The 21,053-nt window shown below is 67.0% G+C and carries 19 protein-coding genes; 9 read left to right on the top strand and 10 right to left on the bottom strand.

Features of this window, described 5'->3' with window-relative positions; genetic code table 11:
• The first annotated feature begins 125 nt into the window (after positions 1-125).
• Positions 126-731, top strand: a complete 606-nt coding sequence (locus ACIA76_RS13075; protein WP_397151811.1) for a TetR/AcrR family transcriptional regulator — start codon at positions 126-128, stop codon at positions 729-731.
• A 10-nt stretch (positions 732-741) separates the two neighbouring features.
• Here ACIA76_RS13075 and ACIA76_RS13080 read toward each other — a convergent pair whose 3' ends face one another.
• Positions 742-2,442: a cutinase family protein gene (locus ACIA76_RS13080; RefSeq protein WP_397151813.1), complete on the bottom strand. Its 1,701-nt coding sequence runs from the start codon at positions 2,440-2,442 to the stop codon at positions 742-744.
• A 456-nt stretch (positions 2,443-2,898) separates the two neighbouring features.
• Between ACIA76_RS13080 and ACIA76_RS13085 the strand changes: the two genes are divergently transcribed.
• On the top strand, positions 2,899-4,257 hold the full coding sequence (locus ACIA76_RS13085; RefSeq protein WP_397151815.1) for a family 1 glycosylhydrolase: 1,359 nt from the start codon (positions 2,899-2,901) through the stop codon (positions 4,255-4,257).
• Here ACIA76_RS13085 and ACIA76_RS13090 read toward each other — a convergent pair.
• Both ACIA76_RS13090 and ACIA76_RS13095 read right to left on the bottom strand, forming a co-directional pair.
• Positions 4,254-4,676 (bottom strand): hypothetical protein, encoded by a 423-nt coding sequence (locus ACIA76_RS13090; RefSeq protein ID WP_397151818.1) that lies wholly within the window; start codon positions 4,674-4,676, stop codon positions 4,254-4,256. The two genes, ACIA76_RS13085 and ACIA76_RS13090, sit on opposite strands and share 4 nt — an antisense overlap.
• Positions 4,677-6,065: a lipase family protein gene (locus tag ACIA76_RS13095; RefSeq protein ID WP_397151820.1), complete on the bottom strand. Its 1,389-nt coding sequence runs from the start codon at positions 6,063-6,065 to the stop codon at positions 4,677-4,679. It abuts the gene before it with no gap.
• Between the two features lie 124 nt (positions 6,066-6,189).
• Between ACIA76_RS13095 and ACIA76_RS13100 the strand changes: the two genes are divergently transcribed.
• Positions 6,190-7,170, top strand: a complete 981-nt coding sequence (locus ACIA76_RS13100) for a 3-oxoacyl-ACP synthase III family protein (protein WP_397151822.1) — start codon at positions 6,190-6,192, stop codon at positions 7,168-7,170.
• 2 nt (positions 7,171-7,172) lie between these two features.
• Entirely contained in the window at positions 7,173-8,051 is an 879-nt protein-coding gene (locus ACIA76_RS13105; RefSeq protein ID WP_397151825.1) for a hypothetical protein, read from the top strand.
• A 155-nt stretch (positions 8,052-8,206) separates the two neighbouring features.
• Here ACIA76_RS13105 and ACIA76_RS13110 read toward each other — a convergent pair whose 3' ends face one another.
• Entirely contained in the window at positions 8,207-8,791 is a 585-nt protein-coding gene (locus ACIA76_RS13110) for a hypothetical protein (RefSeq protein WP_397151827.1), read from the bottom strand.
• A gap of 282 nt (positions 8,792-9,073) precedes the next feature.
• Between ACIA76_RS13110 and ACIA76_RS13115 the strand changes: the two genes are divergently transcribed.
• Together ACIA76_RS13115 and ACIA76_RS13120 are read left to right on the top strand one after the other, a co-directional pair.
• Positions 9,074-9,367, top strand: a complete 294-nt coding sequence (locus ACIA76_RS13115) for a hypothetical protein (RefSeq protein ID WP_397151829.1) — start codon at positions 9,074-9,076, stop codon at positions 9,365-9,367.
• A gap of 40 nt (positions 9,368-9,407) precedes the next feature.
• Positions 9,408-9,542 (top strand): hypothetical protein, encoded by a 135-nt coding sequence (locus tag ACIA76_RS13120; RefSeq protein WP_397151831.1) that lies wholly within the window; start codon positions 9,408-9,410, stop codon positions 9,540-9,542.
• A gap of 160 nt (positions 9,543-9,702) precedes the next feature.
• Here ACIA76_RS13120 and ACIA76_RS13125 read toward each other — a convergent pair whose 3' ends face one another.
• Genes ACIA76_RS13125 through ACIA76_RS13145 form a run of 5 tightly spaced genes read right to left on the bottom strand, consistent with a single transcriptional unit; the run spans position 9,703 to position 15,793 of the window.
• Positions 9,703-11,223: an MmgE/PrpD family protein gene (locus ACIA76_RS13125; protein ID WP_397151833.1), complete on the bottom strand. Its 1,521-nt coding sequence runs from the start codon at positions 11,221-11,223 to the stop codon at positions 9,703-9,705.
• A complete protein-coding gene (locus tag ACIA76_RS13130; protein WP_397151836.1) occupies positions 11,220-11,747 on the bottom strand; it encodes a type II toxin-antitoxin system RatA family toxin in 528 nt (175 codons plus the stop codon). Before ACIA76_RS13130 ends, ACIA76_RS13125 begins: the two co-directional genes overlap by 4 nt.
• Positions 11,748-11,758: 11 nt before the next feature.
• Entirely contained in the window at positions 11,759-13,030 is a 1,272-nt protein-coding gene (locus ACIA76_RS13135) for an aspartate aminotransferase family protein (protein ID WP_397151839.1), read from the bottom strand.
• A 14-nt stretch (positions 13,031-13,044) separates the two neighbouring features.
• Entirely contained in the window at positions 13,045-14,178 is a 1,134-nt protein-coding gene (locus ACIA76_RS13140; protein WP_397151986.1) for an acyl-CoA dehydrogenase family protein, read from the bottom strand.
• A gap of 7 nt (positions 14,179-14,185) precedes the next feature.
• Positions 14,186-15,793 (bottom strand): aldehyde dehydrogenase family protein, encoded by a 1,608-nt coding sequence (locus tag ACIA76_RS13145; RefSeq protein WP_397151841.1) that lies wholly within the window; start codon positions 15,791-15,793, stop codon positions 14,186-14,188.
• Between the two features lie 265 nt (positions 15,794-16,058).
• Here ACIA76_RS13145 and ACIA76_RS13150 point away from each other — a divergent pair, with 265 nt between their 5' ends.
• The 3 genes from ACIA76_RS13150 (at position 16,059) to ACIA76_RS13160 (ending at position 19,281) form a co-directional block, all read left to right on the top strand.
• Complete coding sequence (locus ACIA76_RS13150) at positions 16,059-16,979, top strand: diacylglycerol/lipid kinase family protein (protein ID WP_397151844.1); 921 nt, start codon at positions 16,059-16,061, stop codon at positions 16,977-16,979.
• Between the two features lie 8 nt (positions 16,980-16,987).
• On the top strand, positions 16,988-18,481 hold the full coding sequence (locus ACIA76_RS13155; RefSeq protein ID WP_397151846.1) for a flavin-containing monooxygenase: 1,494 nt from the start codon (positions 16,988-16,990) through the stop codon (positions 18,479-18,481).
• A 71-nt stretch (positions 18,482-18,552) separates the two neighbouring features.
• Entirely contained in the window at positions 18,553-19,281 is a 729-nt protein-coding gene (locus ACIA76_RS13160; RefSeq protein ID WP_397151849.1) for a BTAD domain-containing putative transcriptional regulator, read from the top strand.
• A 65-nt stretch (positions 19,282-19,346) separates the two neighbouring features.
• Here ACIA76_RS13160 and ACIA76_RS13165 read toward each other — a convergent pair whose 3' ends face one another.
• The gene (locus ACIA76_RS13165) at positions 19,347-20,708 is read right to left on the bottom strand and encodes a lipase family protein (RefSeq protein ID WP_397151851.1); all 1,362 of its coding nucleotides are present in this window, start codon (positions 20,706-20,708) and stop codon (positions 19,347-19,349) included.
• Positions 20,709-21,053 lie beyond the last annotated feature (345 nt).

Raw genomic sequence — 21,053 nt, forward strand, 5'->3', positions numbered from 1 at the left:
CACCCGTTGTGCGTCGCGTAATGTGGAATCCAGCGGCGGTGTGACGCCATCGGGAGTGGGCTCGCCGAATACCCATCGCAGAACGCGCTCGGATCCGGAGCGCATACCGGCAGCGAGGTGACATCGTGAGTGTGACAGCGATCTCCGATCGCCGCCTGCAGCGCGGCGCTCGGTCGCGGCAGGCCATTACGCGGCGCGCGGTCGACATCGCGTCCCTCGACGGGCTGGACGGCGTGAGCTTCGGGCGGCTGGCCGACGATCTCGACATCAGCAAGGCCGGTATCCAAACCCTGTTCCGTACCAAGGAACAGCTGCAGCTCGCCACCGTCGAGACGGCACGATTGGTCTTCCTCGACGAGGTCGTGGCGCCCGCCCGCGATCTGCCGTCGGGTCTGGTGCGGTTACGCGCCCTGCTCGAGAACTGGATCGCCTACGTCGAACGACCGGTCTTCCCGGGCGGCTGCTTCTGGACGGCCACGATGGCCGAATTCGACAGCCATCCCGGCCCGGTCCGCGACGCCCTCGCCCGGCAGCGCGCCGATTGGCAGGCGCTGCTGCTGCGCCATCTGCACAGCGCCATCGCGGCGGGCGAACTCGGCAATATCGACGCCGAACTCGCCGTCTTCCAGATCGACAGCATGCTCAACAACACCAATATCGCCCTGCGCCTGGGCAATCACGACAGCGTGCGGCTGCTCCGCCGCGGCATCGACAATCTCCTCGGCTCCTGATCGAATCCGCTCAGCGTTTCCGAAGGCGCCGTCGGCGAGCCGCGATGCCGACGAGGAACTGTTCGCGCGGCTTCCACATCCCTGTCAGCATGTGCGCGACCGCCGCCGTGCCGATCAATACCAGCAGCCACAGGTAGTACCGGCTCTCGTCGCCGTCCCGCCCGATCGGCTGCCACCACGCGACCTTGCGATGCGAGGGCGGCGTGGACGTCGCGGTCCCGGGGGCCGAGGGGCCCAGGCGGTCCGATCCGAAGGCCGGTCCCGGCACGGGTATCGGCAGCGGTTGCGCGGCACGGGATTCCGGGGTCGGCGTGGCGGCGGGCGCGGGTGTGGCCGGGAGCCGAGGCGACGACAGGTCCCGCGCCAACGCGGTGAACCAGTCCGCGACGAACTGCACCGCGGAACGCCCACTGGCCGAGGCGAATACGTAGGCGCCGTGTTGCCGCCCGGTATCGAGATACTGCGTCCAGATCGCCGGATCCGCGGCCGAGAGGGTGTCGTCCAGTAGCTGGGCCACCGCGTCGAACATCTGCGTGAACAGATGGAACGCATGGGTTTTCGGAATCGGCCGGCGCACTGATTCGACGATCTTCTCGGCGAGGCGACGCAGCCCGTCGAGCGGATCGGTGGCCGCGACGACATAGGCGACCTCATCGGGCGTCAGCGTCGCACCCGTCAGCACGAGCAGGGTGTTCAGCGCGCTCGTCCCGAGTTTCAACAGCGTGCGATGGGCCTCCGGATCCTCGGGTCGCGTTCGCGGATCCGACATTTCGGCGAGGCGCTGACTCAGCGGCGTCTGCTGCGACAGCGACAGCGTGCCCAGCGACTGCCCCGCCAGATCGCGGTCGGCGACCTCGAGGGCCGTCTTGACCGCCATATCCCGCAGCGCGCGCAGAATCGAAGCGAATGCCGCCATCGGATCGGCCGGATCGAGTTCGGCCTGCCCGGCGAGATTCACGATCGTGCGCAGCATCGGCAGATCCGCCGGCGCGTCGCAGGCCAGATCGCCCGGAATACACAGCGATGCGACCCGGCCGCTGAGCGCTCCGAAGTCGATGGCGATGTCCTGATCGGGACCGATCCCGCCGCCGGACAGACTTTGTTGCGAAAAGGGTTGCAGCCGAGCGACTTCCGCACCCGACGTGCCGGGCGCGGCCGCGGGAGCGCGGCGTCCCGGACTGCCGGGGAACAGCGAGGCCCCCGGCCTGCGCGTCGGATCGGCGATCAGCGCCACGGCCGCGACACGATCGGCCGGAATCTCGCCGCGGCCCTGCCCGATCTCCTGCGCCAGCATCGAAACGACATGCGCGCCTTGGGAATATCCGACCAGCCCCAATTCGCTGCCGGGACACTGCCGGATCACATCCGAGGCCATCTGCCGCAGATGGTCGAGTCCGCCGGTCACCGATACCGAATACGGCACCAGTCCGCCCGGCACCGCGCCGCCGAAGCCGGCGTCATAGGGCACATAGGCCCGCGCCACCAGGCCCCGCGCCGTGGTCAGCACCGGCTCCATCACCGTCGCGAGCATGCCCGAATCCAGCGACATCGGCGCGTCCGGCGCCGACTGCCCCGTACCCTGCACCGCCAGCACGTACAAACCGGGGCAGCCCTGCAGCGGCACCGAAATCGCCTGCGGTTCGGCATGAGCCGTGGCAGCCACCCCGATCGTCGACGCTGCGAGTGCTGCGACAGCTCCTCGTCGGATCATCGACTCAACGCTTGTCCTCGACACGAAAATCGACCCCTCGCAGCGACTTACGCCCCTCGACCAGCGATCATGAAAGGCTGTCCGGTTCGGGACAGGGCGAAGCTGGGCGGCTCGGAGCCCGCCCCGAACCGGCAGAACTCAGAACAGCGCGGTGACGACGTTCCCCAGCCCGGTGAGCAGAGCACCTGCCACGCTTCCGAGCGTGGAAACGACAGCCGTCAGTGCACCCATAATTCTCCTCGAGTAGTTGCGGACACTTCGTTGAATCCGCCCGACGCGTAAGCGCGGACGGCGCTCCAGTACCGACCGGGCGCCATCAAGCATTCGGAGCCGGGTTCGTTCCGGATGGGATCTAGATTTCTTCGGACATGTCCCGCGAATCGCACAACGCTTTTCCATCCGGAACGGCCCTGGCTACGAATACGATCGGTGATCTTCATGTCGCACCGTCCCGCAATGACATTGGCCGGCGCGCTGTTCGCCGCTATCGTCGTAGGGGTGAGCGCCGCCGCACCAGCACAGGCATCCCCGCCGCCCGCCCGGGTCGAACCCCTCGGGAGCGATTTCCTCTGGGGCGTAGCGACGTCCGGCTTCCAGAGCGAGGGCCACGCACCCGACAGCAATTGGACCCGGTACATCGCCGACCCCAACTTCGGACACGAGCAGTACCGCGATTCGGTCGACTTCTACGACCACTACCCGACCGATATCGCGGCGGCAGCGGCCATGGGCATCAAGGTCTTTCGCCTCAGCGTCGAATGGGCCCGGGTCGAGCCGCGGCAGGGCCAATGGGACGAAAGCGCATTCGAGTTCTACGATCGGGTGATCGATCTGATCAGGTCGGCCGGAATGCAGCCGATGATCACCTTGGATCACTGGGTGTATCCCGGCTGGCAGGCCGCCCTCGGCGGCTGGGACGATCCGAACATGGTCAAGAACTGGCTCACCAACGCGAACAAGGTGGTCGACCGATACGCCGCGCGAAAACCGCTGTGGGTCACCATCAACGAGCCGGTCGCCTATATCGTCCAGGAACTGAACCACCACCACGTCCAGGGCCCCGACTTCGACAAGCGCTTCCATCAGATGGAGGCCAGTTTCGCCCAGGCGCACAACCAGATCTACGACGACATCCACCGCAAACAGCCCGGCGCGATGGTCACCAGCAATGTCGGCTTCGTCGCCAAGAGCGACGCACAGGTGAACGACGAGTGGGTCGCGCTGATCAAGGACAAACTCGACTTCGTGACCCTGGACTACTACTTCGGCGCGGACGCCGCCACCACGGCCCGGCCCGTCGCCCGATCCGGCGCGAGCTCTGTCGCCCAACAACTCTGGGACGGTCCGCTGCAGTCCGAGGGGATCTACTACGCCATCCGGCGCTATGCGGAGAAGTTCCCGAAGAAGAAGCTGTACATCGCCGAAAACGGCATGGCCACTCAGAACGGCACTCCGCGTAAGGATTACGACCGCGCCGACTACCTGCGCGATGTCGTCTATTGGATCCAGCGCGCCCGCATGGACGGCTACCCCGTAATCGGCTACAACTACTGGAGCCTCACCGACAACTACGAATGGGGTTCCTACACACCCCGTTTCGGCCTGTACACGGTCAATGTCACCACCGATCCCACCCTCGCGCGCACCCCCACCGACGCGGTCCAGGCCTACACCGACCTCATCGAGGCCGAGGGAGTCCCCCCGGGATATCTCCCGACCCACAACCCGGTGGTCCCATCCCAGGTCGACCCACCGAGCAGCATCGACAACCCGGTCACCCTGCCGCCCCGCCCGGGCAGGCCCGGGCAGTCCTAGGCAAGCCAGATCTTCAACCCTCCGATGGGCAGGCATCCGTGGCGAACCGCGGCGGCCAGATCCTCGGGGCTGTTCACCCGGCTCCACGGCTGCTCCGGCGCGGCGGGCGGCGGTCGATCGGCCGGTCTGAAGATCCATTGCGCCTCGAAGAGCACGCGGAATCCCGCGTCGGCCAGGTCCAGGCGGGCAAAGCTGTCCTTGATCGAAGCGCCGGGCGTCTCGCGGTCGATGCGGGCCAGGATGTCTCCCGCGGCCACCTGCGGACCGAGCGTCACCGCATCCGGATACAGCGGTGGCGTCCGGTGCGCACTCGTCCACGCGGTGGCCTCGAATTCGCCTGCTATTCCGTGTGATCGGCATATCGCGTCGCACCAGAGCGCATTGTTGTGTGCGGCAATGCGCACCAGCTCGTCGTCCACCTATCGCGCGCCGACCGGATATCCCGTCACCAATCCCGCTATGGCGGGCCATGTATCGCTGAGTAGTTCGGCGAAATCGCCTGTGCTGAACGAGGTGAACGGGCTGGTGATCGTGCAGCCCTTGGCAGCGGGGACGCCGTTGAGGCGGTCGATGATGAACTGGTAGCCGTCGGGCAGCCAGCCCATGATGCCGATGATGTGTTCGGCGAGGAATTCTCGGGTGTAGGTGATGCTGACATTCGGATCGGCGCAGTAGCCGTCGACGATCCGGTCGGTGCCCGCATTCGGGATCAACTCGTCGTTCTGCGCGTGATAGATGTACATCGGGACATCGGGGGTGTGCTGTCCGAGCTGCTGCGCGGTGATCGCGTTGCTCAGTTCGGGAACCTCGAGCGGATCGCCGTGGCCGGTGTAGGAGCCCAGGTAGTTCCAGAACGGGAACAGCGCCGAACCCATCGGATGGCACAGCACGCCCTTGAACGAGGTCATGAAGCGCCCGAACCAGTCGTATTGGGTATCGAATACCCGCTGCACCTCCGGATATTCGGTGGCGAAGCCGTGTAGCGCCGCACCGATCACGCCCGCGCCGAGATTGCCGTTGTCGGAGCGCAGCACCGCCATCAGATCGCCCATCGCGACGCCGCCGATGGCGATGCCCGCGATATTCAGCTCCGGCGCGTAGGTGTCGTGATGTTCGGCCACCCATCCGCTCGGGATGGTGCCGCCGGAGTAGCCCATCAATCCGACGGGCGTCGCCGGGCCCGCGGTCAGCTGCAACGGTGCGAAGCTCTCGGCCGCCCGAATCCCGTCCAGGGTCGCCTGCCCGCCCAGAATGGCCGCGCCGTAGGCGGAATTCGGGCCCTCATAGTCGGGAATGGCGACCGCCCAACCCTGCGAGACACCCAAGGCGACGGCGAGCGAGGTCTCCGCCGAATTGACGTAATCCGCGGGGATCGAACCCTGTTGGACGACATAGGACATCGCGCAGTACTGCGCGGTGGAGTCCTCGGCCACCTGATACGACAGCAGCTTGAATCCGCCCTCGGGCGCGGCACCGCGCGGCTTCAACAGCGTGGTGACCGTGGCGATCGCATTGCCGTGACTGTCGTCGGTGCGATACAGCACCTGCCACGCGTCGATATTGAACGGCGCCACCGACCCCAGCGCCGGGGTGATCTGCCGGGCCTTGATGATTCCCCCGGGCGGCGTACCCGCGATGACGTCGGCCGGAGCCTTGTAGAACGAATCCAGCTCGGGCGGGACGACCATGACCGGAAGGGGTGCGATGGGCACGTCGGAGCGCATGGGCACCGCATGGGCGCCACCGGTTGCGACGATGCCGACCAGGGCGAACAAGACGCCGGCGACCACGGCGGTGCGAAACCTCATCTGTCCCTCATCTGAAAAGGAGAATGGAGATTTCCTTACCGTAGAGTGGCCCACGTCACTCGTCAACAGGCGATGTGACGCTGAACCGTTCCTGCCGGGAATAGCCCCGGGTACGCTACGGGCCGTGCGACGCACCCGTTTCGAGTCGATCGGCCGGTACACACCGGAAACGAAGGTCTCCACAAGGGAATTGATCTCCCGGCTGAAGCTTCGCGGCCTGGCCCTCGAACGCCTGACCGGCGTCCGCAACCGACACGTCTACGATCCGCATCCCGATCGCTACGAATCGTCGTTCGTGCTGGCGCAGCGGGCCATGCGCGACTGCCTGCGCCATTCCGCCTACTCCGCCGCGGATCTCGACATCATCATCTCGGCCTCGACCACCCGCACGGTCGGACCCGGAACCCACTGCGCCGCACCGGCATTCGCACTCATGCTGGCCACCGCGATCGGCGCCGATCGGGCTCGCCACTTCGATATCGACAACGGCTGCGCCGGCATGCTGACCGGGGTCGCGATCCTGGACCGCATGATCAAGGCGGGCGTCGTCCGCAACGGCATGGTGGTCGCCGGCGAGCAACTCACCGCCGCGACGGAATCCGCGGTGCGAGATATCAATTCCCGCAACGATTCTCACCTGGAGGCGCTGACCGTCGGCGATGCCGGGATAGCCGTGATAGTCGACGACCGAGGCGACGATGACGACGAGATCCACTACATCGAACTGATGACGACACCGGCCGAGACCCACTCGGACGAGCCGATACAGCAACAGGCGATCGACCGACTGGCCGCCGTCCTGCGCGAGGGCGGACGCAATCCGCGCGAGGAGAGCTTCGACTTCTGCATCTACCATCAGTCCAGCGCCCCGGCCATCACCCGCCTGCATCGCCTGGCCCGCAAGACATTCCGCGGCCTGCCGACGCGAATGCTCAATGTCCTTGCCGACTACGGCAATACGGCATCCACGTCGCACTTCCTTGTGCTGCACGAATATCTGCGGCAACAGCAGATCCCCAAGGGATCGAGAATCCTGATGATCCCCCAGACCTCCGGAATCATGTCCGGCTGCTGCGCCGCCACCGTCTCCCGGCTGGAAGTCTGATCGTGCCCACGGCAATCCTTGCCGCCGCGGTGCGCACCGATCCCGACACCGACAGCTACGTCGAACTGGCCGCCCGCGCGGGGCGAGAGTGCCTGCGGCGCGCGGGAATCGACGCCGACGCGGTCGGACTGCTCATCAGTTCCGGCGTGCTGGGCCGCGGCGACGCACCCGCGGCCGTCGCGATCGAGCAGCGGCTCGGCCTCGGACCGGAATTCCGGCCCGGCCGAGCCCCGGCCCTCTCCTTCGATCTTCGACACGGCGCCCTCGGAGTGCTGCACGCGATGACCGTCGCCGACGGATTCCTGATCGGCGGGAAGGTGAGGTACGCATTGCTCGTGGCCGGTGACACACCGTGGCCGACGGTCGCGGACCCCGTCGCCGCCCCGACCGCCAGCGGCGCCGCCCTACTGCTCGAAAACTCCACTGTGACAGGCGGTTTCGGCACGTTGCGGACGAGTGACCCCACCGGTCCGGTGCCGCCGTCGGCCTGGACGTCATCCGACGAGGCCGGAATCCACGGGCACCTGCGCCCGACCGGCGACGCCTTCGATGCCGCCGCCTCCGCCGTCGAGCGGTGCCTGGCCGACGACAAGCTGTCGCCCGAGGATTTCCGGCGCGGGCGCGCGGTCCTGCTCTCCCCCTCCCACACCCCCGATTTCGTTGCGCGGCTGGCGAATACGCTAGGGTTGACGCCGCGTTCGGTTATCGGCGCGCCGGAACCGGGCCGTCCGTATTCGGCGGCGCCGGTGCACGCCTATGTTCATGCGGAACGACTGGGCTGCCTGGAGTCCGCGCGGACGGTGCTGTTTCTGGGCGCGTACGACCGGTCGGCCGCCTGCCTGGCGTACCACCGGGAAACCACCAGTTCCACCGTCCCATGATCTGCATCAGCACGGGACCAGCACGAGACGGATCACAATCCGATCGCCACCGCGACGAGCCACCCCGCGAAGACTCGCCGCCGGTGGCGGGCCATGGTGACGGCGAGCCGGGGCAGAGCGCCCCGGCCATCCGTATGCGACATTGTCGAAATGTCCTACGACGACTTGGGTGAGAACGTGACGGTGCCGCCGCTGAGCTTGACGGTCGAATCCTTGAGACCACCTGCCACGCAGTCGCCCGTCAGGCCGGTGAAGGTGCCTTCGATATGTACCTTCTTGTTCCTCTGAGCTTTCGTGTCGGGCTTGTCGGACGTCACGGCGTCGGCCTTGAACTTCGATTTCTCGCCCGAGAGATCGGCAGTGACCGTTCCGGATCCATTCATGAACTTGCTGTCGGGATCGGTGATGTCCTTGACCGACATCGCGCACGAACCGTTCTTCTTGTAGTCCGGGCGGTCGTCCTCCACTTGGATCGTGTCCCCCTCGAGCTTTCCGCAGCCGTCATCACCTGAGAGCGTGATAGTCGGCACGACCATCTTGTAGACGCCGCCCGTCGTTTGGCCCTCCGGCACGTCCGTATGGGTGAGCGAAATCGAGGCCTTCGGAATCTTGCAGTTCAACGTCTTGCCGGGGTCCTGCGCCACCGACTGCGGCGCCTCCACCGCGCTGTACCCGAGCGCGGCGGCGCCCAGCAGCCCGGCCGCCAGCAACGCCGACCGCACCCCTCGCTTACCTTGCATCGCAATCCTTCCCAGAGCGTTGTGTGAAAGGAACTCGATCTCCGGCCGGACACTACCGAGCGGAACGACCGAAATGCCGGATCCCACGTTCGACCGCCGCCCCGAGTCGAACGATTCCGGCCGGTACTACCGGCCCTTTTCATGTTCGTAGCCCTCTCGGGAGAGGATGGGTCCGGATGTATTAGCGGAAAGTTCGCTAATTTCTCGACAGATCAACCCCGGCGGGGGCAGTATCGATGAGATCGCTGCATCTCGGTTCTGTAACCGACGCGGAGGAATGCGATGAGCAGTACCTTGCCGCGAATAGTGGACACCGGGCCGCCGACCACCCTCTGGTCGAGGCCGGCACGCTCTGTCCGTCCGATCGCCCACTCGTTCCCGGGATTCGAATCCGATGTCCCGGGGCGCGGAATCGCGCTCGCACCGCTGTTGCCCGAGCGCTGGGGTCGACTCGTGCTCGCCGATCTGCGGCTGGGCCCGGCCACGATCACCATCGAGGCCGTGGGCTCGTCCGGACGGGTGACGGGTCTACCCGCCGACGGGACGCTCATCGAGCGATCCGTCGGCCACCGATGAATGGTCAGTAGGAAGGTTCAAACCCGCAAGGAGGTGTGACATGGCAGCACAGGGAACAGCCAGGCGCACGCAGGGCCCGACCCGCGACCAGCTCTACGATCTGGCTCGCCGGCGCGGCATCGCGGGGCGGTCGAAGATGAACAAGCGCCAGCTGGCACGGGCGCTCGGCCGCTGAGTGAAATCCTCGGGCCCTGATTCCTCGAATTCACCGAGGGAATCAGGGCCCGAGGAACACCGGCCGGAACATCAGTTTCGGGAAGAGAACGCCACCAGCAACGCCATCATGTACAGCGCGAAGTACCAGAATTCGATAGCAGAGATTCCGGCCGAACCGCTCACCTTCCGAAGGGCTGACAGAGTGCCGTCGCGAGAGTGCGGGCAGTTTGCTCGGCATCCAGAAGTTCCAGACGTTCCAGCCTCGACAGGGTCTCGGCGTAGCCGCCCACGCCCAGGAACTTCCCGCCCGCGATCACCTGGTGGTGCTGGCGGGTGGCCGGTCCGGTCATACCTATCGGGCGATCACACTGTTCGGTCAGGCGGCGGCCGTCGGCCAATTCGATCACCACCCGCGCGCCGATGGACATCGTCGCCTGCTCGAACGTGGCCTCGGGCAGGCCGAGTTCGGCCAGCCGGCGCGGCAGCTCGTCACCCGCCCACGCCTGCAGCTCCGGCCACGCGGTCGCGCGCGGACCGGCCCAGCGCAGCGCCTCGCCCAGCGGGGCCGTGGCGCGCACCATCTGTTCGGTGAGTCCGGTGTCGTGTTCCACGCTCACCCTGTCGGCCAGCCGCCAGCGCTGTTCGTCGCCCAGCGCCGCCGGTGCGAGGTCCTCGGCGCCGAGCCGCCCGGTCAGCAGGATCGTCGCCACGCCGTAGCCGACGGCGAAGTTGGCCGCAGCGACCGGAGTTCGGCGGCCGTCCAGGAACGGGCGCACCTTGCGGTCCAGCAGATAGGTGAGCAGACAGCCGTGGACGACGATGCGGCGGATCGAGGGTAGCTCCCGGATCTGCAGCCGCGCGCTGAGCCGCTCGGCGCATTCGTAGGCCGCCTGCGCGTAGGCACTGCCCGGAAATCGCTTGAACCCCACCGTATCCGTATGCCACCGGCGACCGAGCCCCGCCACCAGCAGCTCCGGCAGCGGGACCGACGACAGCTGCGCCAGCAGCCCGTCGCCGCCATCGAGAAGGTCTGTGGTGCACCGCATTCCGTGCGCCGCGGCATCGCATGCGTCCAGGGCCGAACGCACGGGCAGCGCCGCGGTGAGCGGTTTGATATCGCCGCCGAGCACGGCGCGGTGCAGCGGCGTGGGCACCATACCCAGGGCCAGGCCCAGCGCCGAGGTCCATTCGATCGCCGGCGCCCGCCGCGCGTGCAGCAATGCGGTGGCCGCCCCGACCAGATGACAGTGGGTGTTGGCCTGCGCCCGGAAGAACGGCCCGAGAATCGTGGCGGCCGTGAGCCGGGCCGCGCATTCGTTGGCCACCACGAGGGTGGTCAGCAGCGCCCGGCCGTCCATCTCGAGGCCGCGGGCGTAGGCCACGGGCACGGTCACACACGACGCCGACAGATGTCCGACGAAGGCGACGTCGTCGAAGTCCAGGCAGGTCGCCAGCCCGGCCAGCGCCGCGGCGGACTGTTTCGGATCCCGGTGCAGGGGCGCGCCGAACGTGGCCACCAGCGCGCGTCCCAGCGGATGGGTCAGCGAGGCGCGTACGGCCGCGAGGGTCGAGACGAGCTGGCTGCGCGCCAGCGCGAGCGTGCTCGAGGGGATGTCCTCGTAGCGCACGGTGCGCGCCCAGGCCGCCAATTCGGCGGTCGAGCCGACGGCCCGGCTGATCGGCTCCACGGAGATCGTCATCGCGGCCGGCTCGCTAGCTCGCTCGGCTCCCGCAGCCGATCCGCCAGTCTGCCCGCCACCGCCACGGCGACGGCCTCGTCGTCGACCACCCGCGCGTCGCCGAGCAGCTGGAACAGCGCCAACGCGAGACCTTCCTTGAGTACCTTCTCCGCGACCGGCTCGAGAATGCCTGCGAGACTGGGGATTCCGAAGTCGAAGGCCGCCTCGAAATGCACCGCGCAGCCCGGGCCCACGCTCTCCACGCGCCAGGTGCCGCGGAAGACGTCGAAGTCGCCGGTGGTCTGTTCGAAGACGATCCGCCGCTGTTCGGGCTGGAAGTAGTCGACCTCCGACCAGCGCAGCGGGCCGTTGCGGAAACACACCTCCCAATCGCTGGTCATCGGCGCCCCGCCGGGAGTGTCATGAACCACCACCGACCGCACCTCGGCCACCAGCTCCGGATATCGTTCGAACTTCGTGATCCGGGCGTAGGCCTGCGCCGCCGTACATCCGATGGAGCCGACGGTCAGCTGCACCACACGCATAGCTGTCCACCTCACCTTTCACTGTGTGGGTAGCGGTCGGCCAGGGCCGTGACCGCCCGCGCGAAGCGCTCCAGGAGAAAGCACACCTCGTTTCGATCCAAGGTCGCCGGGGGCGTAAGCCGCAGCACGCGTTCGCAATTGAGCGAATGGCTGGGGATGATGCGCTGGCGGACCAGTTCGATGAGCAGCTCGCCCGCCAGCGCGGGGTCGACCAGTTCGATGCCGATCAGCAGCCCGCGGCCGCGTACCTGGCGGATCTGCACGCCGAGCGCGCCGATCGCGATATCGGTGATGGCCGTGAGCAATTCGGCGCCGAGCCGGGCGGACCGCTCCACGAGACCGTCCTGTTCGATGGCGGTGATCGCCCCGCAGACCGCGGCCATGGCCACCGGCGCGGCGGAGAAGGTCGAGGTGTGCAGGAAGGGGTCCCGGTCCAGGACGGCGTAGGCCTTCTCGGTCGCGATGGCCGCGGCGACCGGCAGGACGCCACCGCCGAGTGCCTTGCCGGACAACAGGATATCGGGCCGCACGCCCTCGAGATCCGAACCCCACCAGGCACCGAGACGGCCCAGACCCGTTTGGATCTCGTCGATCACGAGCAGCGCCCCGAACTCCGAGCACAGCGTGCGCACGCTGTGCAGATAACCGGGCGCGGGCAGCACGACCCCCGCCTCGCCCTGGATGGGTTCGACGATCACGCAGGCGGGGCCCGCGGAGCGTTCCAGCGCGGCGTGCAGGGCCGGGACATCGTTGTAGGGAATATGCGTCACATCGGGCAGCAGCGGCCGAAACGGGTCCTGGAACAGGCTTTTCGCCGTGACCGACAGCGCGCCGAGGGTCTTGCCGTGATATCCGCCGTGCATGGAGATCAGGTGCCGGTGCCCGGACAGCCGGGCGATCTTGATCGCGGTCTCGGTCGCCTCGGCCCCCGAACCGCAGAAGTGCACCCGCTCGAGCCCCTCGGGCGCGACCCCCGCCAGCATCCGCGCGGCGCGAGCGGCGGTGGGCTCCAGGAACATTCGCGTCCCGACCGGATGCCGATGCAGCTGCCGCTGCACCTCCCCCACCACCACCGGATGCCGCGCACCGGTGATGAAGACACCGTAACCGCCCGCGTTGAGGTACTTCTCGCCGTCGATCATGGTGACCCACGCACCGCGGGATTCGACCTCCACCTGTCCGCCGATCAGTTCCGCGATGCGCGCCCGCCCCGAACTGAGGTTGTCGCGATACGCCCGCGCCACCCACGTCGTATCGGTCACGCCGGTCGCTTCTTCGGTCACGTCGGTCATAATCGTCACTCCCGGTCGATGCGAAAGGTGCCGCCGGACAGGCTTTCCGCGATGCTGTCGCCGCAGGACTGCCGGGCGGGGGGATGGAAGGCGAGGCAGCGGCTCGCCGTGGCGAGGTAGGCGACCTCCGGTGCGGTGATGAAGGCCGTGCCGCCGAGGATCTCCATGGCGCGGCCGGCCACCTCACCGATGGCGTCCTGTACGGCGAACCGGGCGATGACGGTCTGGGCCAATGCCGGATTGTCGGTTCGGTTCGCGAGCAGCAGATGCGCCACCGCGTCCAGCAGCAGCGCCGCGGTCTCCAATCGAATACCCAACGAGGACAACATATCCCGGCTCGTCCGGCCCGCCCGGAAGACCCGTTCCACCAGCGCGCTGGCCATGCCCAGATAGCAGGCGCTGATCAGCAGTTCGAACCACATGAATCCGACGGTCTGCAGCTCGTCGACCGCACCGGAATCGTCCACCGCCGCGGTCACCGCGAGGCGTTCGTCGACGAAGACGTCGTCCAGGCGCACCTCATCGCTCTCGGCCCCGGCCAGGATGGTGGTCGCCCAGAAGGGATGGACCGAAATCCCTTCGGCGGCAGCCGGTATCAGCAACAGCACCGGCTCGGCACGGCCGGGCACGGCCGCGCTGGCCGACAGCAGATCCATCGAGGAGGCCATGCTGCACGGGCGTTTCGCGCCGGTCACGCGGTAGCCACGCTCGGCCGGGGTGGCGGTCATCGTCGGCGCCAGAATGCCCTGGCCGGGTCGCCCCTCGGCGAAACCCGAGGAGACGAGCAGATTCTGATCAGCGATCCCCTCCAGGATGGCCCATTCGGTTCCGACGGCGCGCAGGCTGCCCGCGAGGGCGAACAGCGTGGCGACCGAGAAGTGGTGCATGGTGGTGGCGACCGCCAGCGAGGGTGCGACCGACGCCACCGCGCGCACCACCCGCACCGCGTCGAGCGGATCGACACCGCGCCCGCCGTAGGCGCGCGGTATCACCAGCCCCGGCCCGCCGAACTTGCGGAACAGCTCCAATCCGGGATTCCCCGGCTGTTCCAATTCGAGCAGCGGGATGTCCGCGAGCGCGGAATACAGTCCGGGAGCATGCCTTTCGCAGGCGTCCCTGGCCTCGTCGAGGGTGCGCATCACGACCCTACCGGTATCCGTACGGCTGGCCCGCGGTGGAGATCGCGACGCCCTGCAGATGTGAGGCACGCAGCATCGGATAGTTCGCCTCGCCGAAAACACCGCCGGTGACACCGGTTCCGCCATGCGAGGGCAGCGGGGCCGCGAAGGCGATATGGGATTCGTTGACCTTGAGCAGCCCGCCGTTGGTCACGGTCGCCACATAGCGGTCGATCACCCGGCTATCGTTGGACCACAGGGAGTTTCGCAGGCCGTAGCGATTGGTGTCGACGAATTCGAGGCAGGCGCCGAGCAGCCGGTCGTCCTCGTCGTCGCCCTCGGGCACGATCACCGGAATCAGCGGGAAGAACGTCTCCTCCCGCACGGCGATCAGATCGCGCGCGGCCGATAATCCGTCCACGCGAACGACGGTGGGCCGCAGGAAGAATCCCGCCCCGTCGACCGAACCATCGAAATGCATGTTGGCACCGCCGGTGACGACGGTCGCGCCCCGCGCGAGGGCATCGGCCAGCGCGGCATGGAACCGATCGTGGTGCAGCACCGGCGACAGCACCACCCCCTCGCCGTCCGGATAACCCGGCCGCAGCTCCTCCGCGAGCGTGGCGACCCGGGCCAGGAGTTCGTCGGCCACCGCGGGATGCACCACCACCTGATTCGGAATCATGCACAGCTGGCCGGAGCCGAAGAAGCTCTCGGTCACGGCGCGGGCGGCCGCGGCGAGATCGGCGTCGCGCCAGATCAGCACGACGTCGTTGCCCGCCAGCTCCAGGATCGGCTTCTTTCCGGCTGCGACACAACGCCTTTCCAGGTCCAGCCCGGACTCCACCCCGCCGAAGTACATGATGTCGTCGACCAGGGGACTGTCCAGCCACATCCGCAGCAGCGACTGCGGATCGCCGCACAACGTATTGACCGTGCCGCGCGGCGCACCGACCGCGGCCAGGGCCGGAGCCACGATCTCGCGCACCGCGTAGGTCACGCCCAGCGGGGCCGCGCGGGGTGCGCGCACCACCACGGCATTGCCCGAGACCACCGCGGTGGCGGCCAGCAGCGCGCTCGCCATCGGCGCGTTCGCCGGGGGATTCACGCACACCACACCGTCGGCGCAGCGGCGGATCATGCGCAGGCGGCCGTCGGCGGTGCGATATTCGGCGCACAGCTGCCCGCGCACGAACTCGCGGGTGGACTGCTCGCACATCTCCAGGAAGCCGCGGAACTCCCAGCGGGCCAGTTCCAGCGGATGCCCCTCCAGGGTGAGCATCCGGATGACGTCATCGGCCTTGTCCAGCAACAACTCCCGCGCCCGGGTCAGGAACTCGATCCGATCGGCGACCGGTTCCGCGCGCCAGACCGCCGCCGCCTGGGCCGCCGCGGTCAACGCCCGCGCGGCGGTCGTCTCGTCGGCGACCGCGACCCTGCCGACCACCACCCCCGGCGGCACCGACGACAGCGCCACCGCGCCGCGGTCGAGATCCCGCTTGAGCCGCAGGCTCGCGAAGGAGTCCTCGAAGATCGCGCGCGCGGACAGCACATGCACCCAGCTGCTGCCGCCAATGTCTTCCCCACCCACATAGCTGCCGTAGGTGGGTGCCTTCGTCTGCTGCGCCGTCGTCATCGTGAACGCCAGCCTGCCGCGCGGCACTGAAATGTTGCTGACCTATTGCTGACACGGCGTTATATCCGGATCAGTCGAGCGTCAGGACGCGCGGACAGACTGGGTCACATCCCGTCGGATCTTGATGAAAGGGCAGCTCACCGTTGGTTTCATCGGATATCACGCCATGCGGGGAGGATATCCGCCGCGATGTTCTCCGGCGGTATGCCGATATTCCGCCGCGGCCGAACAGCGCGCCATGAGGGCGGCGATTCCCGTTCTGGCAGTGATCAATCCAGCCGCCGGTGGCGATACGGGCGCGCTGGTGCGCACGCTCGAGCGCCTCGACACCATCGCGCTGCGCAGCATCGAGACCGCCGCGGCGGGGACCGAGGCGAGGGTGGTCGAGCAGGTGCTGGCCCGGTGGCCCGAGGTGGTGGTCGCCATCGGCGGGGACGGTACGGCCGGGCAGGTCGCCGCCGCGCTGCGGGCGCTCGACGAGCTCACCGGTCAGGCGCCCGCACTGCTGATCGCGCCGGGGGGCACGGGCAATTCCAGTTTCCGCGGGCTGTGGGGACACCGGCCCTGGGACGAGGTGGCGACCATGGCACTGCGACCCGATTTCCAGTGGCGGACAATCGATTTGGCTCGGCTCGAGGAATTCGGCGCGCCCGTCCTGCTGGGCTGCGCGGCCGGACTTCTGCCCGCGGCACTGCAGGCAGCCGCCGAGCTGGACGGCGGCGGCCGCGATCTGCTGCTGCGGGCGACCGTCGCCGCCGCCGCGACATTCCGGCCGTTTCCGGGGCGGGTGATCATCGACGGCGAGGTGCTCGTCGAGGATCAACTGATCGTGGCCGACGTCGGCGGTATGCGCCACCGCGGCGGGGATTTCCGGCTGCTGCCGCATTCGGTGCTCGACGACGGATTGCTGGATGTCTGCGTGGCCACCGCCGGGGTCGATCTCACCGAACTGTTCCGGGTGGCCTTCACCGGTGCGATCGACGAGCTGCCCGGGGTGCGTTACGGCCGAGGGCGGCGAATCCGGCTGGAGCGCACCGACGGTGAGCAGATGTTGATCGAACACGATGGCGAGCTGATGCCGCGCACCTCGGCCGGATATACCCTGCACGTCCTGCCGCGGGCGCTGCGGGTGCTGATGACAGCGTCCACTGTTCCCGGCGCGGAATGCGTCGGCACTGCGAAATGAGGTGGGGTATGCCGGATTTCAGCTATCCGGATGTTCTGATCGTCGGCGCCGGACTGGCCGGCGTGGGTATGGGCGTCGGTCTGCGTCGAGCGGGCATCGAGAACTTCGTCGTCCTCGAGAAGGCGGACGCGGTCGGGGGCGCCTGGCGGGTCAACACCTATCCGGGGTGCGCCTGCGATGTCATGTCGATGATGTACTCGTATTCCTTCGCGCCGCACGACGGCTGGAGCAAGCTCTACGCCGACCAACCGGAGATTCTGGACTACACCCGGCGGGTGGTGAAGGACTTCGCACTGGGGGCGCATATCCGCTTCGACTCCGAGGTGGTGTCCTACGAATTCGACGACGCCATCGATCGCTGGTGGGTGCGCACCCGCGGCGGCGACCTCTACTGCCCGCGCGTGGTCGTGCTGTGTCACGGCGCATTGCATCGGCCCCATATTCCCGAATTCCCGGGGCGGGACCGATTCTCCGGCCCGATCGTGCATACCGCAGAATGGGATCCGTCGATCGATGTGACGGGTAAACGGGTGGCGGTGATCGGCACGGGAGCCAGTGCGGTGCAAGTGATTCCGGCCGTCGCCGAGGCCGCCGAACGGGTCGCGGTGTTCCAGCGCACCCCGCACTGGGTGCTCCCGAAGATGAACCGCGCGATCGGCGATCGGGAGCGCAGGCTGCTGTCGACGGTGCCCGGACTGCGCGCGCTGTATCGCACCATCGCCTTCTGGACGCATGAGATTCCGGTGGCGGGTTTCCTGCATCCGCGCCTGCTGCGGGTGCTGCGCTGGGCGGCGCTGCGAACCCTGCGCCGGCAGGTGCCGGATCCGGCGTTGCGCGCCAAGCTGATTCCCGACTACACCATCGGCTGTAAGCGGATCCTGCTGACCAGCGACTACTATCCGGCACTGTCGCGGCCGGACGTCGATCTGGTCACCGCCGGGATCGCGGAATTCGAGCCGCGCGGCGTGCGCACCGTTGACGGCGTGCTGCACGAGGCCGATGTGATCGTGCTGGCCACCGGATTCGACACCGACAACCGCTGCGCCGGCGAACATATCGTCGGACGCGACGGGCTCACGATCGAGCGCGCGTGGCGCGACGGCATGCAGGCATATCTCGGCATGAGCGTGTCCGGATTCCCGAATCTGTTCCTGGTGATGGGGCCGAACTCGGGCGGCGGCGCGCAGTCCATCCTGTTCGTGATCGAGGCTCAGATCCGCTACATCGCCCGGTGTCTGGGCCTGATGCGCCGCGGCGGCGCGACCCGGATCGAGGTGCGCCCGGAGATTCAACAAGAATTCAACCACTGGTTGCATGCGAAACTTTCCCGCTCGGTATGGAATTCGGGCGGCTGTGACAGCTGGTTCCTCGACCATACCGGCAAGAATCGGCAATGCTGGCCGGGAACCGGAACCAGCTATTGGTGGGCGACCCGTACGCCGAAGTCGCGCTCATTCGAACTCACACGCGAGTCGCCGTTGCGCGCCACGGAAATCCAGTAGTGCTAGCATTCGCACTCGAGGGGGTCCCGGTGCAGTAACGGCTTCGGCGCGTTCTGGATGATGGGCGACGTATGGCGACAACCAGTATTTCAGTGCTCGGACCCGTGCAGATCATGCTGGACGGAGTCGAGATCACCCTGTCGGGCAGAAAGCTGCGCAGTATCGTGGCAATTCTCGCGGTGCGGCCGGGTGAGTGGATGCGTCGTGACGAGCTCATCGAGGAACTCCAGCTGTCCGGCACCACGGATGCGGTCAATGCCCTGCACGCGCATATCGCACGATTGCGAAAGTGGTTCAGCGCGAACAAACTCGCCCCGGATCTGCTGGAGTCGGCGGCATCGAACTATCGGCTCAATATCGAGCATGCGTGCGTGGACGCCCACCGATTCTCCGAACAGGTCGAACACGCCCTGGCGCTGGGCGCCTCCGCCCGATCGGTGGTGGTGGCCATGCTGGAGGATGCCCTGCGCATGTGGCGCGGCGACGCGCTGGCCGATGTTTCGGACGGTCCGGTGGTGGCGGCGCGCGCGGATCAGCTGCATCAGCTGCGCGCCGTCGCGCGGGAGGCGCTGCTGGACTCGTGGATCGGCCTGGAGAACTATCAGAAGGTGATCGTCAACTCCAAGACCTTCATCGCCGCGGATCCGTTCAACGAGCGACTGTGGGAGTTATTGCTCATCGCCCTGAAACGCTCCGGCCGACGGGCGGAGGCGGTCGAGGCCTTTCGGAATCTGCGGCGAATCCTCGACGCGGAGTTGGGTATCGCGCCCAGTGATCGGCTGCGTGCAGTACTGGTATGAGAGCTGTGCTGGTATGAGAAGAAAGCCCGGCCGGATGAATCCGGCCGGGCTGTTTCGTCCCTTACTCAGTTGTCGTCCTGGTCCGCATTCGCATTGTTCGGCGTCGCCATGGTCGCGACGTCGACGGTGGTACAGCCCGTCGGCGCGGGGATACCGTCCATTCGTTCGGTCACCCAGCGATCCACAGAGGGCTGGGCCAGATACGGCAGGGTGAGCGATTCACTGGCGTGATCTCGCACGTAATGGATGCGGGCATCGGGATTGTTCCGGCAGTAGTTGTCCACCAGCTCGTTCGGCATCCGGACGGGCACGACCCAGTCCAGGAACGGGGTGTAGTAGTACATCGGCATGTCCGGCATCGTCTTGCCCATGCGGTTCTCGTCGATGATGTTCCTGACCAGAGGAGTGTCGAGCGCTCCCGGCGGGAGGGAGCCCTGCACGTTCTGGATCGGAACAACCGTATTCGACCAGCCCATGCACCATGTGCTGTGCAGGGTCCGCATCACCTGACCGAATCCGTCCATATTCCGGTTGAGATAGTCGTCCAGCTCCGGATATTCGCGGGACAGGCCGACCAGGCCGTCGAACATGGTCGGGGACGCACCGTCATTCACGTGGTAGTTGATCATCCCACCGAGATCCACAGGCGGACCACCGACGGCCGCGCCGACGACATTGAGATCCGGCGCATAGGACTTGTGCAGTTCGGCCGCGAACTGGGTGGGGATGGCACCGCCCAGGTGGCCCTGCATGGTCACCGGAGTATGCCGTCCGTCGACGTCGAGCGGGTAGAAGTTCTCGGCCGCGCGGAGGCTGTCGAGGGTGATCTGACCGCTCAACGGTCCCGCGGCGAAGGCCGATTTCGGCCCCTGGAAATCAGGAAGATTGATATCCCAGCCCTGCCGAGCCGCCTGCTGCAACGGCTGAATGAATTCGGCGAAGGGTTCGTACTGTCCCATGTAGTTGGCCGGAACCGAGGCCAGCTGGAAGTTGTAGGACGGCGCGCAGTGCGTGGCGAGGGAATCCTCCGGCACCTGGAAGGAGAGCAGTTTCCGATTCGTGGCGGAACCGATCTTCGGCCGCACGACGGTCGTCACCGCCGGAATCGGCACGCCACGAGTGTTGTTCGAACGGAACGACAACTGCCAGGCATCGACATCCAGCGGCCCGAACACACCCAGGCCCGCCAGATTCACCTTGCGCGCATCGATGACCTGGCCCGGATTCAGATCGACGAACCTGTCCGGCGACGGACTGTAGAACGGATCGAATTCCGGCGCGGTCGGCGGAACCGGGAACGGCAGCATCGGCTGGATCGGACCGGTGTACATATCAGGGTTGTCGGATACCGGCCCCGCCGGGGGCAGACAGGGGCAGTAGGGGTCGGCACTGGCCAGCGTGGCAAGAGCAACTTGAACGATCGCCACGGCCGTCAAGGCAAAACCATGCCGATACCGCCTATTACGCATCGTGGACATTCAACCTTCCTTCGCAGATGTGCATGGAGGTTCGATGAGCTCGAGGTCGCGCTAGACCCTATCACCAGAATGTCGATTTACCGGCGATACACACCAGGATGAATTACGCCCTGGCGGTTGATATTAGGAATCTTCAGGTAAAAGAGGTAACCGAGGTTGCTTTACAGATATAAGGCTATCCATCAGCAACAGTGGTGATGTCAGCGGGATTTCAGACGCCCACGCTGTCATGGCCGTGACCGGGGCCGAATGCCGCCGCGGAGCTGTTGTCGTGCAATCGAATCAGTGGGAGGT

Origin of the sequence: Nocardia sp. NPDC051570, assembly GCF_044454005.1 — a bacterium.
Classification (GTDB): Bacteria; Actinomycetota; Actinomycetes; order Mycobacteriales; family Mycobacteriaceae; genus Nocardia.

Coding starts and splice junctions, on each gene's coding strand:
- ACIA76_RS13080 (WP_397151813.1), bottom strand. CDS start 2,442: ATGATCCGACGAGGAGCTGTCGCAGCACTCGCAGCGTCGACGATCGGG.
- ACIA76_RS13085 (WP_397151815.1), top strand. CDS start 2,899: ATGACATTGGCCGGCGCGCTGTTCGCCGCTATCGTCGTAGGGGTGAGC.
- ACIA76_RS13095 (WP_397151820.1), bottom strand. CDS start 6,065: ATGAGGTTTCGCACCGCCGTGGTCGCCGGCGTCTTGTTCGCCCTGGTC.
- ACIA76_RS13110 (WP_397151827.1), bottom strand. CDS start 8,791: ATGCAAGGTAAGCGAGGGGTGCGGTCGGCGTTGCTGGCGGCCGGGCTG.
- ACIA76_RS13115 (WP_397151829.1), top strand. CDS start 9,074: ATGAGCAGTACCTTGCCGCGAATAGTGGACACCGGGCCGCCGACCACC.
- ACIA76_RS13120 (WP_397151831.1), top strand. CDS start 9,408: ATGGCAGCACAGGGAACAGCCAGGCGCACGCAGGGCCCGACCCGCGAC.
- ACIA76_RS13125 (WP_397151833.1), bottom strand. CDS start 11,223: ATGACGATCTCCGTGGAGCCGATCAGCCGGGCCGTCGGCTCGACCGCC.
- ACIA76_RS13130 (WP_397151836.1), bottom strand. CDS start 11,747: ATGCGTGTGGTGCAGCTGACCGTCGGCTCCATCGGATGTACGGCGGCG.
- ACIA76_RS13140 (WP_397151986.1), bottom strand. CDS start 14,178: ATGCGCACCCTCGACGAGGCCAGGGACGCCTGCGAAAGGCATGCTCCC.
- ACIA76_RS13145 (WP_397151841.1), bottom strand. CDS start 15,793: ATGACGACGGCGCAGCAGACGAAGGCACCCACCTACGGCAGCTATGTG.
- ACIA76_RS13155 (WP_397151846.1), top strand. CDS start 16,988: ATGCCGGATTTCAGCTATCCGGATGTTCTGATCGTCGGCGCCGGACTG.
- ACIA76_RS13160 (WP_397151849.1), top strand. CDS start 18,553: ATGGCGACAACCAGTATTTCAGTGCTCGGACCCGTGCAGATCATGCTG.